This is a genomic window from Cecembia calidifontis (genome assembly GCF_004216715.1).
Lineage (GTDB): Bacteria > Bacteroidota > Bacteroidia > Cytophagales > Cyclobacteriaceae > Cecembia_A > Cecembia_A calidifontis.
The window spans coordinates 2,510,472-2,524,919 of the sequence record NZ_SGXG01000001.1; the positions used below are offsets into that span (position 1 = coordinate 2,510,472).

8 protein-coding genes and 1 pseudogene are annotated in these 14,448 nt (G+C 42.0%); 4 read left to right on the forward strand and 5 right to left on the reverse strand.

The features are described 5' to 3' along the window. Positions 1-63 precede the first annotated feature (63 nt). The gene (locus BC751_RS10920) at positions 64-2,901 is read left to right on the forward strand and encodes a S9 family peptidase (protein WP_130275561.1); all 2,838 of its coding nucleotides are present in this window, start codon (positions 64-66) and stop codon (positions 2,899-2,901) included. A gap of 113 nt (positions 2,902-3,014) precedes the next feature. Here BC751_RS10920 and BC751_RS10925 read toward each other — a convergent pair whose 3' ends face one another. After that, positions 3,015-4,526, reverse strand: a complete 1,512-nt coding sequence (locus BC751_RS10925; RefSeq protein WP_130273763.1) for an IS1634 family transposase — start codon at positions 4,524-4,526, stop codon at positions 3,015-3,017. A 115-nt stretch (positions 4,527-4,641) separates the two neighbouring features. Here BC751_RS10925 and BC751_RS10930 point away from each other — a divergent pair. Together BC751_RS10930 and BC751_RS10935 are read left to right on the forward strand one after the other, a co-directional pair. Then, positions 4,642-4,911 (forward strand): annotated as a pseudogene (locus BC751_RS10930) (alpha/beta hydrolase family protein); the annotation flags it as partial. Between the two features lie 309 nt (positions 4,912-5,220). Next, a complete protein-coding gene (locus BC751_RS10935) occupies positions 5,221-6,528 on the forward strand; it encodes an IS1380 family transposase (protein WP_130273823.1) in 1,308 nt (435 codons plus the stop codon). Positions 6,529-6,695: 167 nt separating this feature from the next. Here BC751_RS10935 and BC751_RS10940 read toward each other — a convergent pair whose 3' ends face one another. The 4 genes from BC751_RS10940 to BC751_RS10955 form a co-directional block, all read right to left on the reverse strand. Next, complete coding sequence (locus BC751_RS10940) at positions 6,696-7,481, reverse strand: copper resistance protein NlpE N-terminal domain-containing protein (protein ID WP_130275563.1); 786 nt, start codon at positions 7,479-7,481, stop codon at positions 6,696-6,698. 118 nt (positions 7,482-7,599) lie between these two features. Then, complete coding sequence (locus tag BC751_RS10945; RefSeq protein ID WP_130275564.1) at positions 7,600-9,273, reverse strand: formate--tetrahydrofolate ligase; 1,674 nt, start codon at positions 9,271-9,273, stop codon at positions 7,600-7,602. 109 nt (positions 9,274-9,382) lie between these two features. Next, entirely contained in the window at positions 9,383-10,507 is a 1,125-nt protein-coding gene (locus BC751_RS10950; RefSeq protein WP_242617439.1) for an endo-1,4-beta-xylanase, read from the reverse strand. A gap of 1 nt (position 10,508) precedes the next feature. Beyond that, positions 10,509-12,650, reverse strand: coding sequence for an alpha-glucuronidase family glycosyl hydrolase (locus BC751_RS10955; RefSeq protein ID WP_130275566.1), 2,142 nt, complete (start codon positions 12,648-12,650; stop codon positions 10,509-10,511). A gap of 152 nt (positions 12,651-12,802) precedes the next feature. Between BC751_RS10955 and BC751_RS10960 the strand changes: the two genes are divergently transcribed. Continuing rightward, entirely contained in the window at positions 12,803-14,446 is a 1,644-nt protein-coding gene (locus tag BC751_RS10960; protein WP_130275567.1) for a sodium/sugar symporter, read from the forward strand. Positions 14,447-14,448 lie beyond the last annotated feature (2 nt).

A 14,448-nucleotide genomic window follows, 5' to 3' on the forward strand; every position in this document is an offset into this window, starting at 1 on the left:
TAAAAGTGACACGCTAAAAAAGATGCCAATTCTTATTTTGTATTAAATAAGTATAAAATAAGAATGAAAAGGGAAATTTTCAGATCTGCGATTTTACTGGTGTTATTGGTTTTCGCGGGTAAACTTGAAGCGCAGCAAAAACGATCCTTGACACATGCAGACTACGATGCTTGGGAGTCATTGAATTCAGACAAAATTTCAAAGGATGGATCTTGGGTGGGATTTGAAATCAGTCCTCAAGAAGGAGACGGGAGGCTTGAAATTGTATCCCATGGCAATCCAAATCAAAGAATTGTTATACCAAGAGGGACAAGTTGGGCATTTTCCCATGACAGTAGATTTGGTGTTGGGAAAATCAGCCCTGAATTTGAAGCTGTAAGACTTTTAAAGCTGAAAAAAACCAAGCCGGAAGATATGCCCAAGGACAGCTTATTTATTGTCCATTTGGAAAAAGGAAATATTGAAAAATATGCCAGGGTCAAATCCTATGCAGTGCCTGAAAAAGCAGGCAATTGGCTTGCCATTCATTTTGAAAAAGAACTTCCTGGGAAAGAATTAAAAAAAGAAGAGAAAGACACCACTATGGTGGAAAGTTCAATACCAAAGCCAAGGAAAACCGACGGCACCCAATTGATTGTAAGGACTTTTGATGGATCCAAGCAATTTGAGTATCATAGGGTCAAGGAGTATGGTTTTTCTGAAAACGGCACGCACTTGTATTATGTCAAAGCCCACGAGGATACTTTAAAGAATACTGGGATATTTTTGTTGGACTTGCAAACCGGAATTTCCAAAATCATTGATGTCCGCAAAACAGAATACCTCAATCCTGCATTTTCGGAATCTTCCAAGTTTTTGGCTTACCTGAGTACAGAGGATTCAGCTAAAGCAAAAAGGCCCTATTATGACCTTTTTTTGTATGATATTTTGAAAGAACAAAATCAAAAAATCGCATCCAAAGGAACACTTGGAATGCAAGGAATGGTAAGCAAAAACGGAAAATTGTCTTTTTCCCAAGATGACAGTAGGCTTTATTTTGGAACTGCACCGGATTATGTAAGGTATGCCTATGAAGAAGATACCACTATTCTTGACGAGGACAGGGTGAAGTTGGACATATGGGGCTGGCAGGACGCTGAGATTCAGCCCATGCAGCTAAGGAATAAAACCAATGAAGAAAGGCGGTCCTACCTGGCTAGTTATAATCTGAAGAGTAGGCGCATTGTCACTTTATCTGATGAAAAGGTGCCACAGGTAAGCATGGATAGGAAGAGAAGGCTTAAATATGCCTTGGGATTTGATGATAGTGCCTACAGGAGAAATTACAGCTGGGATATTCAGATAGGGAAAGATGTTTACCTGATAGACTTAGAAACCGGAACCAGGACCTTAGTAAGGAAGGATGTTCCTGGTAATCCTCAATTGTCTCCTGCTGGAAAGTATGTTTACTGGTATGACAGTAGGGACAGTTCTTGGGTGAGTTACGAAGTGCAGACCAAATTGACCAGAAATTTAACCAAAGGTTTGAAAGTCAACTTCTACAATGAACAACATGATTCACCTTCTCTGCCCGGAAGTTATGGGTCAGCGGGCTGGCTCAAGGATGATGTCGCCTTTTTGGTTTATGATAAATTTGATATTTGGAAGATAGATCCAACAGGAAAAACGCGTCCTATCAATGTGACGCAGGGTGAAGGGAGGAAACAAAATATAGTGTATAGGAGAGAACGGTTGGATCCTGAAGAAGAAAGTATAGATTCCTCACAGCCTTTAATGCTTTCCTTGTTTCATGAAGAAAATAAAAAGAGTGGATATGCTATTACAGATTATTCAGGCAGGGTTCAGCCTAAAGTTTTACTCTTTTCCGACCACCGCTACTTAGGGCTTTCTAAGGCGGAAAATTCAGCCAATATCATTCTAAGAAGGTCAACTTATCAGGATTTTCCAGATGTGTATGCTACTGATCTTGTAATGCAAAATCTTTCAAGGCTTTCTTCGGCAAACCCTCAACAGAAGGAGGTGAAATGGGGAACTGTAGAACTTGTCAATTACCTCGCTAATGACGGGACACCCCTTCAGGGTCTCTTGTTCAAACCGGAAGACTTTGATCCGGAAAAGAAATATCCCTTGATGGTGTATTTTTATGAGAGGAACTCTGATGGCTTGCACCTTTATAGGACACCGGCACCGAGTGCTTCAACCATCAACATTCCCTATTTTGTTTCCAATGATTACCTGGTCTTTGTTCCCGACATTAAATATGATCTTGGCTTACCAGGGCCAAGTGCCTATAACTGCATCATTCCAGGTGTACAATCCATTGTGGCAAGGGGCTATGTTGATAAAGAAAGTATGGCGATTCAAGGACAAAGCTGGGGAGGGTATCAGGTGGCTTATCTGATTACCAGGACCAATATGTTCAAAGCAGCAGGCGCAGGCGCTCCTGTAGTCAACATGACATCTGCCTATGGAGGAATCCGGTGGGGTACTGGCATGAGCAGGATGTTCCAATATGAACAGACCCAGTCCCGTATCGGTGGTACACTTTGGGATAAGCCATTGTATTATATAGAAAACTCACCATTGTTCTTTATGGACAGGGTCAATACCCCGGTTCTGATCATGCATAATGATGATGATGGCGCAGTACCATGGTATCAAGGTATTGAAATGTTTATGGCACTAAAACGACTGAATAAGCCTGCTTGGCTTCTTCAATACAATGGTGAAGACCATAATCTTCGCCTTAGAAAAAACAGAAAAGATCTTTCTATCAGAATGTCCCAGTTCTTTGACCATTACCTTAAAGGTGCACCTGCACCTCTTTGGATGACAGAGGGACTGCCAGCTGTAGAAAAAGGTCGGACGCTTAAATACGAACTGGAAGCTGTAGATTATTGAAAACAAAAAATCCCGGACTTGAACCGGGATTTTTTTTTAGGCTATTCTAGGCACTTATCGGTTGGCGTAAAATCGGGTCAATCTTCCTGACTTCGACACTGGGACACCCAAAATCAAAAACCGAACATTTTTGCGAGTTTTTGTTGACTTTCGTTCAAAAGCAGGGTCTTTCTCAGCTTTTTACCTGAAGATTTGAGCTGTATTTCAACAGTGTAAATCCCTTTTGCTATTTCTATGGCTTTCTGAGGAGAAAGTTTTGATCCTTTTTCCAATAACTGCCTTTCCAGTTCCTTAAACACTTTGTAAGCGACGAATGCGATGCTTATATGTGCTTCGATCCTGCGTTGTTTATAATGGAAAACAGGCCTGACTTTGATTTCATTTTTTGTTATCCTGAAGGCCTTTTCTATTTTCCAAAGGTTGTTGTAATTCTCAATGACCTCGTCTTTGTCAAGGTTTGTGTTGGTAATATACCCTTTGAGACCGTCCCATTTCCCATCCTGTTCAAACTTTTCAATATCAAGTGCAATCTTTACCTCCCCTTCCATTTTAAGATACTTGTTATAGCCCCTGTTGTTGATGTGGCTTTTGTTGAGCTTTCCTGATTTTAACTGTTTCTCGAGCTTTTTAAGACCTTTCTCCCTGTTGATCCTGTCTTTTTTGGCTCTTCTGTCTGAATAACTGACAACCATTCTGAGCCCGTCCTCCCAATCCAGCAGCCTGCTCTCGCCGTTTTCAAGTTCAAAAGCCAATATCCTCTCTTTACTTTTATCAGGGGAAGCTTTCAGCCTTGCTCCCAGAATAAACTCGTAACCGTTGTCCCGTAACTCTTTTACATTGCTTTTTGACAGTAAACCTGAATCGGCAACAACAATCGGAGCAGGTAAGCTATACTTCTTTCTAAAAGCTTCTATCACAGGGATCATCGTATGCCCTTCAAACTTGTTTCCCTCAAAAATCTCATAAGCCAGAGGATATCCCTCTAGTCCAACCAGCAGACCCAAAACAATCTGTGGATTTTGATGCTTTCCCTCCTTGGAAAAACCACTCTTTCTAAGATCATCTTCATGATCCACTTCAAAATAAAGCGTAGTAACATCATAGAAAACGATATTGATACTCCCTCCGAGTATTCTCTTGGTATGTTCAAAGCTGATCAGCTGGACCGTTTCCTTATAGTTGTTGTAAAGCTTGTCCATGTACCTGTAAAGGTCCTGAACCTGGAATTCGAGGCCGTGGTAGGTGAGCAGGTAATCACAGGTTTTCAGCTTGCTGGCAGGAAAACAGATCCTGGAATATACCAGCCACCTGAAGATATCATCTTGGATTGCGCTGAACCCAATATCATTGAAAATCCTGTCCAAAAGCAGCTCGGTACCTGAAACAGTGATGTTTTCAACACTTTCCAGAACAGAATCGGCAATCCGTTCTTCATCACTGAAGGGGATTTCAAGTGCTCCTTTATGGTTTTTTATCCATTCCTCCCCAAGAATAAAAAGTCTTTCAACCTCAGATCGATCAGAACTGCTTCCGATCGTTTTTACAACCTTGCTTTTACCTTTGATCTTCTCAATTACCTGAACACTGATCTTGCCACTTTTATTGGGTTTTCTCCGAACAAACATGCCTAAAAGTACAAAAAACCACCCCGGGACACCCAAATTGAGAATCTGAAAATTATAATGATCTATATTTCAATACTTTATGTAAAAATGGGACTGACGACTGTCGAAGTCAGGTGATGATGATGGCGCAGTACCATGGTATCAAGGTATTGAAATGTTTATGGCACTAAAACGACTGAATAAGCCTGCTTGGCTTCTTCAATACAATGGTGAAGACCATAATCTTCGCCTTAGAAAAAACAGAAAAGATCTTTCTATCAGAATGTCCCAGTTCTTTGACCATTACCTTAAAGGTGCACCTGCACCTCTTTGGATGACAGAGGGACTGCCAGCTGTAGAAAAAGGTCGGACGCTTAAATACGAACTGGAAGCTGTAGATTATTGAAAACAAAAAATCCCGGACTTGAACCGGGATTTTTTTTTAGGCTATTCTAGGCACTTATCGGTTGGCGTAAAATCGGGTCAATCTTCTTTTGCCAATTCAAACCGTGCCAATGGAGCCATTTTCGCCCTGTTAAGGCTAAAAATACCGTCCACTACATTGTAATTATCGGCCATTTTTAGTACTTCCCTTAAATCCGCAGGGCGGATTTAAAAAAAGCCGAAAAAGTGGCTGAATTTATTCAATTCAGGCTTTTCCGGCTCGTTTTTTTTTCACTTATTTAGGTGTTACCACACATCCTTGATAAGCGGTATGAAAATTACGAATTCGACAGAAAAAATCACACCTTTCGGAGGTTTTAATTTTGTTTTTAACTCTTTCAAAAATTCTGGTCTCCCAGAACTCATTGATAATCAATTGGGGGTTAGAGCCTTAAGGGGAGGGTTTTCATACAGTGACATTTTCGCCAATCATATGGCTATTTTCTTTAATGGTGGCGACTGTACTGAAGATATCAATGTTCACTTGAGAGACGCACTTGAACAGGTCCCTTCATTTTCAGTATGCAGTGCCGATACAATTCTGAGAGGTATCAAAGAGCTTGCTGTTGATACAGAACTCTTTATAAATCCGTCCAGTGGAGTAAGCCATGAATTTAATATCAATGGAAAACTCAACAGCTTGTTGTTAAAATCAGCTTGTAAGACCGGATTACTCAAGTCAGGTGTTGCTTACGACCTCGATTATGACAACACCGTCATTCCAACTGAAAAGTACGATTCAAAAAAGACATATAAACACGTCTATGGATATCAGCCAGGTGTAGCTTCCATAGCACATCCTGAATTTTCACAGGCCATTCCTGTGTACGTAGAGGGCAGAAATGGCAACAGTCAGGCCAAATATTTGCAGGCTGATACACTTACACGCATGTTTGGGCAGCTTACCAATGAAAATATCCGTATCGGAAGGTTCAGAGCCGATTCAGCATCCTATCAGGAAGAAGTTCTCCGCACACTGGAAGCACATACCGAAAGCTTTTATATACGGGCAAACAGATGTGCCAAACTGGATAATATCCTTGGAAGTATAGCCCCTGAGAAGTGGCAGAAAATACGTTTGGGTGTACAGGAAATGGAAGTTACTGACCTATCCGACTACAAACCTTTCGGTAAAGACAGGTCTTACAGGCTGGTCATTACCAGAATCAGGCGTAAAGACGGGCAGGCAGATGTGTTTAGTGGAGATGCATTTACTTACAGGGCTATTCTGACCAATGAACATACATCGTCCAATGAAGCTGTTGTAAGGTTTTATAACGCCCGGGGTGCAAGCGAACGCTTGTTTGATGTACTCAACAATGACTTTGGCTGGTCTAAGTTGCCCTGTTCGTTCCTTGCAGAGAATACCTCCTTTATGCTTATGACGGCTATGTATGCCAATTTTTACACCTATATCATTGGAGAGTATTCCAGAAAAGTTGATTGGCTTAAGCCTACCGACAGGCTCAAGAAGTTTATCTTCAGATTTATCACTGTTTCAGCCAAGTGGATAAGAACGGGAAGAAGAGAAGTGCTCAAACTGTTCACGAGTAAGGATTACAAGCCGATTTTGAACTAAATTCAGATAAAAACCCCTCAGGAGCTCAAAAAATAAAGATTTACAGGGAAGAGGTATGCCTTTTCCATTAAAATTGAGGAAAAAAACCGTCCATTTTATCCTCAAACCTAAAATCCATTGTCTCAAAACTATGAACACTCTTCAATCAAAGGGAAGAAATTCCCGAACTAGACCAAAAATGAACACAAACAAGCAGATTCAAATCTCCAAACTAAAATCCTGCGGATTTTAGGTACTTCCATAAAGGCTTTTTCGGTCTCCATGTCCGGACAAGCCATTAATGTACTTCCTGCCTGGCCAAATTTAATCCTATCTCCTTCCAATAATTCATACTGACCAAAGAAATTATTGCAGGTGTTTTTGCCCGAAAACATGCCTGTTTCCATATCAAACTCAATAAAGCCTTCTCCTTTTCCTTCTTTTTTATCAATGGGTTTTCCCATTAGCTCTATCAAAACCCATTTTTTGTTCTCCAGTCTGGGGTCTGTAAGGTTTTTGTTCAATCGGTACATTTCGGCCAGTTCACCCGTAATAAGGTTACCTTCCTGATCCAGATGAAAAAGTACATTTTCACCCACTTGGTACATTTGGTTTCTACCGGCTTCTCCCATCAAGGTGACTTTGCTGCCCTGATCATTCCATTGGAATTGACCTTCATCAAAAAAAGAGTTTTCTTCTTTCCCCAAATATTTGAGTGATCTTTTGAATGTCCCATCCCTTTTGAGTGTGATGGTCGTTTCGATGCCTTCACAATCGGCGCAGGGGGTTGTACCTTTGTAAACCCCATACCAATCCAGACTGTTTCGGCTATTGTGCGCCATGTCCGGAACTGTTAAGCTTGCTGGTTCAGACATTTCTGAAGATTCAGCTTTTTCTTTCTTGCCTCCGCAAGCCACTATTCCTCCCAATAGAAGGAGTACAAATAGATAATGTGTACTTGAAAAAGTTTTCATAAAACAGATGGTTGGTTGATGTGTGAGATTTGTATTTTTTCGCTAACTATTTGATAGTGAATTTAACCAAATTTTTTGAATTCAGAAATTTGCCTTTCAAAACCCGGCTTGGCTTTGCCTAAAATAAGCCTGTAATGTTCCCATCAGCATCAATGTCAATGTTTTCAGCAGCAGGCTTAGAAGGCAAGCCAGGCATTCTCATGATGGTCCCTGCTATAGGAATAATAAACCCTGCCCCTGCAGCAATATCGAACTCTCTGATTTTTATAGTAAACCCTGAAGGTCTGTTGATCAGATTGGGATCATCTGATAAGGAATATTGGGTTTTGGCAATACAAACAGGAAGCTTGTCCAGACCTATTTTTCTAAAAAGTTTAAGCTGCTGTTTGGCTTTGACAGAATACTCGACATCAGCAGCACCATATATTTTTCTGGCCACTGTTTCGATTTTTTGTTCAATGCCCCAATCAAAATCATAAAGTGGGGTAAAATTACTTTTCCCTGATTCTGCTGCCTCTTTTACTGTTTCAGCCAGTTCAATTGCTCCTTCGCCGCCTCGTTCCCAGGCATCACAAAGTGCTGCTTTTACCCTTAAACCTTGGCAGAATTTTCGGACCTCCTCAATTTCTTCCCCGGAGTCAGTAGCAAAACGGTTGATGGCAATGACCGGGACCAACATGAAGTGCTTCATGTTTTCGATGTGCTTTTCCAGATTGGGCAATCCGGCACGGACAGCTTCCGGATTTGGGATTTTCAAATCGTCAAAAGGTATCCCTGCATGACTTTTCAATGCCCTGATGGTAGCCACGATCACCACCGCATTGGGTTTGAGTTTTCCGTATTGACATTTCAGATCCAGAAATTTTTCTCCTCCCAGGTCTGAGGCAAAGCCTGCTTCCGTGACCACATAATCTGCAAGAGAAAGCCCCATTTTGGTTGCAATTATGGAATTGGAGCCTTGGGCGATATTGGCAAAGGGACCGCCATGAATAATGGCAGGGTTTCCTTCTATGGTTTGGACTAAATTGGGCATAATGGTGTGTTTCAGCAACGCAGCCATCGCACCCTGTGCTTTTAATTGATGGGCCCTTACCGGTTCATCCTGATAAGTGAATCCGACGATAATATTTCCCAGTTTTTCTTTCAGGTCCATCAGGTCCTTGGAGAGGCAAAGTGCAGCCATTACCTCTGAGGCTGCAGTGATATCAAAACCTGATTCCCGCGGGACACCCTGCGCTGAACCGCCCAATCCAATCACCACATCCCTCAGTGCCCTTTCGTTCATGTCCATGACCCGTTTCCATACAATCTTCCTGGGGTCAATGTTGAGGGTGTTTTTCTGGTTATGGATATGGTTGTCCAAAAGGGCTGCCAGTAAATTATGGGCCTTTTCTATCGCCGCAAAATCCCCTGTGAAGTGGAGGTTGATGGATTCCATAGGTAGTACTTGGGCATAGCCCCCACCGGCAGCGCCACCTTTCATTCCGAAAACAGGCCCTAGAGAGGGTTCTCTTATTACAACGGCTGTTTTGACGCCGATTTTATTTAAACCTTCGGCCAGCCCTATGCTTGCTGTGGTTTTGCCTTCCCCAGCTTTGGTAGGAGTTATGGCAGTGACCAAGATGAGTTTCTTACCTTTGATTTTTTCTTCATTTATCAGTTTCAGCGGAAGCTTGGCCACATATTTTCCATAGGGTCTAATATCTTCTTCAGGTATGCCAAGTTTTTCGGCTATTTGGACTATGGGGCGCATTTTGGAGGCCCTGGCAATTTCTTGATCGCTTAGGTGCATGGGTTAAAATATTTGGGTTTTGCTAAAATAGAAAAGTCTGTCTACCTAAAACCTGACTTTTGACAGGGTTTTGGATGATTATGATTTTTTTAAAAAATCGTGGAGGGTATTAATTGTAAACTTGAATTGAAATGGCCTTGAATACCTCCATTTTCTCCTTGTAATTCCTGTCCAAAAGTAATGGGTAATTGGTGCGTCCGCGCACAGGCCAATTGTTCAGCCAGGAAGCTCCATCATGTAATCCCCAAAGTGTAACCCTTTCAATTTTATCTCGGTGTTTGTAGAAAACTGAAAAAATCTCTGCATACCTTTTGGCGAATTTTTCCGCAACATCTTCAGGCAAACCCTCTTTGTAAGGGTTGAATTTTTCATCCAAAGCATAATTTTTATTCAGGTCGGCTCCCTCGCTTGCCCTGGGTCTGGGAAGTACATCCACATCCATTTCTGTTACCATCACTTTAAAACCGGCATTTGATATCGCAATGATGGAAGCCTCAATCATTTCTACCGGAGGCGAGTCCAGCATATAATGCCCCTGCATGCCGATTCCATCGACCCTCAACCCCTTTTCTCTTAATTCTTTGGCCAAGGCAATCGCTGCCTCTCTTTTTTCCGGTTTCCATAAGTTGTAATCATTGTAATACAATTCTGCCTCCGGATCCATAGCATGGGCTTTTTGAAATGCGTGGAAAATGAAATCCTTTCCGGTAATCTGATACCATTCCGACTCCCTGTAAGTCCCATCATCCTCAAAAACTTCATTGACTACATCCCAGCCATGTACCTGTCCTTTGTAACGTCCGACCAAGGTTCCAATGTGGTTTTCCAATCTTTCCAATAATCCCGCTTTGCTCAGCATTTCTCCCTGTGTATTTTGATACACCCATTTGGGCGTTTGCTGGTGCCAAACCAAAGTATGACCAATAATAAACGCATTCAATTTTTTTCCAAGCTGGACAAAATGGTCTGCGGATACAAAGTTGTACCTGTCGGGTTCTGGATGAATAGGTCCCCATTTCATCATATTTTCAGAAGTGATGCTGTTGAAATGCTTTTCCAATAAGGGTAAAGCTTGCTGTTCTTCCCCGGAGGCTTGTCTGTAGCTGATGGCAGTACCAATATAAAATGCATCTTTGAACATGTCCTTTAACACTAGTTCGTTTTCTTGGCTGGATACAGGTCGGCTTATGAAAATGCCTGCAAGGATTACGAAGAATTTGAATGAGGCCTTCATATTATATTCCCGGGACAAAGTTTCTTTTGAAATTTAAATAATAGGTCAGATCGTGCTTTGGAGCTTCAACCCCTGCCGGGAGTGGCATTTTGGAATATTGACCAAAATACAAAAGGCAAGCATCTCTCCACCATTCAGCCTCATTTACCTGGATGTTGAGAAATGAAGCAATATGACTGAACCTTTCAGGGTCAATACTGCCTTCTAATTTACTCCATTCCTTTTGCATCCATCGGGCGCCTTCCACTCCTTTTTGATAGCGAAGGGCCATTTCATTCCAAAGGGTGTTTCCAGTAGAAAGTTTTTTATCCCATGGCACCCGGTGAAACCAAAGCAAAAACTCCAAGGGGATGCTTTCCGCATCGCCCCATGTTTCTTTCCACTCAGGAGCATATTGCGCCAAAGCATTGCTGCCCTTCTCAGTGCGGTCAAAGCCAATGCTGTCGCTGTTGGCTTTATGATAATAGGTAGCAGTCCAGTCATCCCGACCTCCTCCTGTTACCCATGGACCAGGTCCCCAGTGGTGGCTTCGGGCCATGATGTGGTGCAAACCCAACGGGGTCATGTAGTTGACTAAAATTTCATAGGAGTTCATCATGATCCCTTTTATCGTTTTGATCACTTCCGTATCATTGCTAAAAGTCATTCTGATCCAGTCCTCCCCAATGTTATCAATATTTTGTTCTGGATTCCATGCAAGTTGGCCAAATGCAAACCAGTCTGCCTGTGCCGTATGATGTCCTGTCCAATTCCTGTCCGTTCCAATGTTGGATACTCCAGCTATGCCTGTCAACTTATAATTATGAAGGCTTCCATCCACCACCTTGCTGACCGGGCTTCCTGGCCCTTTGGCATAGGTATCGGATTTTAATACCTCTTCCCACATTGTGGCCAGATTTACCCAGTGGGTATCCTGTCCCAGGTACTCTTTAGTGATCTGAAATTCCATCATCAAAGGTGTTTCAGGCATAGCCCCAAAAAGCGGATGAAAAGGCTCTCTGGGTTGAAAATCCAAGGGCCCGTTTTTTACCTGTACAATGACATTATCCCTGAATTTTCCATCCAATGGCTTGAACTCGTCATAGGCCTGTCTAATTCTGTCTGTGGGGGTATGTTCATTATAAACAAAAGCACGCCACATGACAATGCCGCCAAAAGGTTTGACCGCATCTGCCAGCATATTGGCGCCATCGGCTTGGGTCCTCCCATAATTGTGAGGGCCCGGCTGTCCTTCTGAGTCGGCTTTGACCAAAAAACCGCCAAAATCTGGTATATAGTTATAAATTTCTTTGGTTTTATCTTTCCACCACTGTTGTACCTTCGGGTCAAGCGGATCTGCGGTCGGCAGATTGTCTAAGACCATGGGGGCATTGAACCTTGCGGTGAGATAGACTTTTATACCATAAGGTCTAAAAGCATCTGCTAAGGCAGCAGCTTTTTCCAAATATTCTGGTGTCAAAACCAAAGCATTGGCATTTACATTGGTTATTGAGGTGCCATTGATGCCGATGGAGGCATTGGCCCTGGCATAATCAATGTACTGTTGGTCAATGTGCTGAGGAAGCCTGTGCCAGTTCCAGATGCTGAATCCCGCAAAACCTCTTTCTACAGTCCGGTTAAGGTTATCCCAGTGATTCAATAGTCTTTTCTGGATTTTCGGATTACTGATTTCGTGCAAATCTTCCAGCTTTTGCCTGGTCTGGATTTTTTTTAATAAAGCAAAAGTTCCATAAAGCAATCCAATATCAGTTTTGGAACTGACGATTAGTTTGCCTTTCAAATAATGCAATAAATACCCCTCATCATTGAGGGATTGGGCATGATCTGTTATTGTTTCCCGGATTTCTTTGGGCAAATCTCCGAATTTTGCGATCCATAATAAACCCGACCCCACACTCGTTCGGGAAATATTCCCCGGATTTTTGTCAAAAAAACCTGAATAGGCTAGTTCCAATTCTTTTTGGATGACGTCATGCGTGGGGGATTTCCCCAGAAGAACAGTATTGTCCAAGTAATCTCCATAGTATTCTGTAATTGCCTTATTTTCAAAAGGTAAATATTGGAGCCATAATTTGTATCCGTCATTTGCAAAAACAAAAACAGGAAGCAACAAAAGGATGTAAATCAGGAAAAGTTTTTTCATTGGTATTTTTGGTTTCAACAGGTTGCCATAAATATACAAAAACACTTAGCAGATTGATTGAAAACATTATATTTGGAGATATTTCTATTTAAAAATGAAGTAGAATCCAAATAATAGTTTCGAACTCAAACCTTTACAATAAACCATAACTTATGCTATTAGAACCACTTGACCTCATTGTCTTTATCGGCTATGGTTGTCTCATTATTGGACTTGGCTTGTTTGTTTCCAGGGAGAAGAAAGGCCATGTCAAAGATTCCAAAGATTATTTTTTAGCATCCAAGGCGCTTCCATGGTGGGCTGTGGGGGCATCACTGATTGCTTCCAATATTTCAGCTGAGCAGTTTATCGGGATGTCGGGATCAGGATTTGCGTTAGGACTGGCCATTGCGACTTATGAATGGATGGCAGCTGCCACACTTTTGGTTGTTGCTATATTTTTCCTGCCGGTTTATATCAAAAAAGGTATTTATACCATGCCCGGATTTTTGCTGGACAGGTATGATGCCAGGGTAAGGACTACTATGGCAGTTTTTTGGATTTTATTGTATGTCTTGGTCAACCTCACTTCTGTACTTTATCTAGGTGCATTAAGCTTGAATACGATTTTGGATGTCCCCATGACTTATGGGATTATCGGCTTGGCTATGTTTGCCATGGTCTATTCCATATATGGAGGTTTAAAAGCAGTAGCTTGGACAGATGTAGTACAGGTGTTTTTCCTTGTCGCAGGTGGTTTGGCAACCACCTATTTGGCTTTGAACATTGTAGGAGATGGAAATGCCTGGGAGGGATTAGGCCTTTTGAGAAAGGAAGTACCTGGCCATTTTTCCATGATTTTGGATAAGGGAGAAATGATGATTTCGGACGGAAAAGGAGGAGTCGAAGATGCTTATTCTCTGCTTCCGGGTTTAAGTGTCCTGGTAGGAGGGATGTGGATTGTGAACCTGAGTTATTGGGGCTTCAATCAATACATCACCCAGAGGGCATTGGCTGCCAAGGATCTCAATGAAGCCCAATTAGGAGTGATATTTGCTGGATTTTTGAAATTATTGATGCCGTTGATCGTGGTGATTCCCGGAATTGCTGCTTTGGTAATTGTCAATAAAGGTGGTGATGGATCATTTATACAGTCCATGACAGATCCGGTTTCCGGATTGATCAAGTCGGATAGGGCATATCCCACTTTGCTTCAACTATTGCCCGCCGGATTAAAAGGATTGGCATTTGCAGCTTTGACAGCCGCTATCGTTTCTTCATTGGCATCCATGGCTAACAGTACTTCGACAATTTTCACGATGGATATCTATAAGCAGTATATTGATAAAGATGCCACAGAAGTGAAGCAGGTTCGGGTAGGAAGGATTGCAGCATTTGTAGCGTTTTTGGTGGCTGCTTTAGTGGCCCCTGCATTGGGTACTTTGGATCAGGCTTTCCAGTTTATTCAGGAATATACTGGTTTTGTTTCTCCTGGTGTATTTGCCATATTCTTCTTTGGGGTGTTCTGGAAAAAGACCACTTCCAATGCTGCATTGACCGCAGCTGTGCTTACGATTCCTCTGTCCACGGTGCTCAAATTTGGCATGCCTGATCTTCCCTTTCTTGACAGAATGGGAGTAGTATTTTTGATTATTGCAGCCTTAATCGTTGCAATCAGCTTGTTTGAAGGAAAAGGCAAAGATCATCCTAAGAGCATTGAAATCAATAAAGAGCTATTCAAAACAAGCATGACTTTTAAGATAGGCGCTATTGTCATTGCCGCCATCATTGCAGTTTTATACATTATATTTTGGTAAGA

Bases quoted from the DNA above. Each gene is read 5' to 3' on its own strand.
- BC751_RS10925 (WP_130273763.1), bottom strand. From the start codon at position 4,526: ATGTTTGTTCGGAGAAAACCCAATAAAAGTGGCAAGATCAGTGTTCAG.
- BC751_RS10960 (WP_130275567.1), top strand. From the start codon at position 12,803: ATGCTATTAGAACCACTTGACCTCATTGTCTTTATCGGCTATGGTTGT.
- BC751_RS10920 (WP_130275561.1), top strand. From the start codon at position 64: ATGAAAAGGGAAATTTTCAGATCTGCGATTTTACTGGTGTTATTGGTT.
- BC751_RS10945 (WP_130275564.1), bottom strand. From the start codon at position 9,273: ATGCACCTAAGCGATCAAGAAATTGCCAGGGCCTCCAAAATGCGCCCC.
- BC751_RS10955 (WP_130275566.1), bottom strand. From the start codon at position 12,650: ATGAAAAAACTTTTCCTGATTTACATCCTTTTGTTGCTTCCTGTTTTT.
- BC751_RS10940 (WP_130275563.1), bottom strand. From the start codon at position 7,481: ATGAAAACTTTTTCAAGTACACATTATCTATTTGTACTCCTTCTATTG.
- BC751_RS10950 (WP_242617439.1), bottom strand. From the start codon at position 10,507: ATGAAGGCCTCATTCAAATTCTTCGTAATCCTTGCAGGCATTTTCATA.
- BC751_RS10935 (WP_130273823.1), top strand. From the start codon at position 5,221: ATGAAAATTACGAATTCGACAGAAAAAATCACACCTTTCGGAGGTTTT.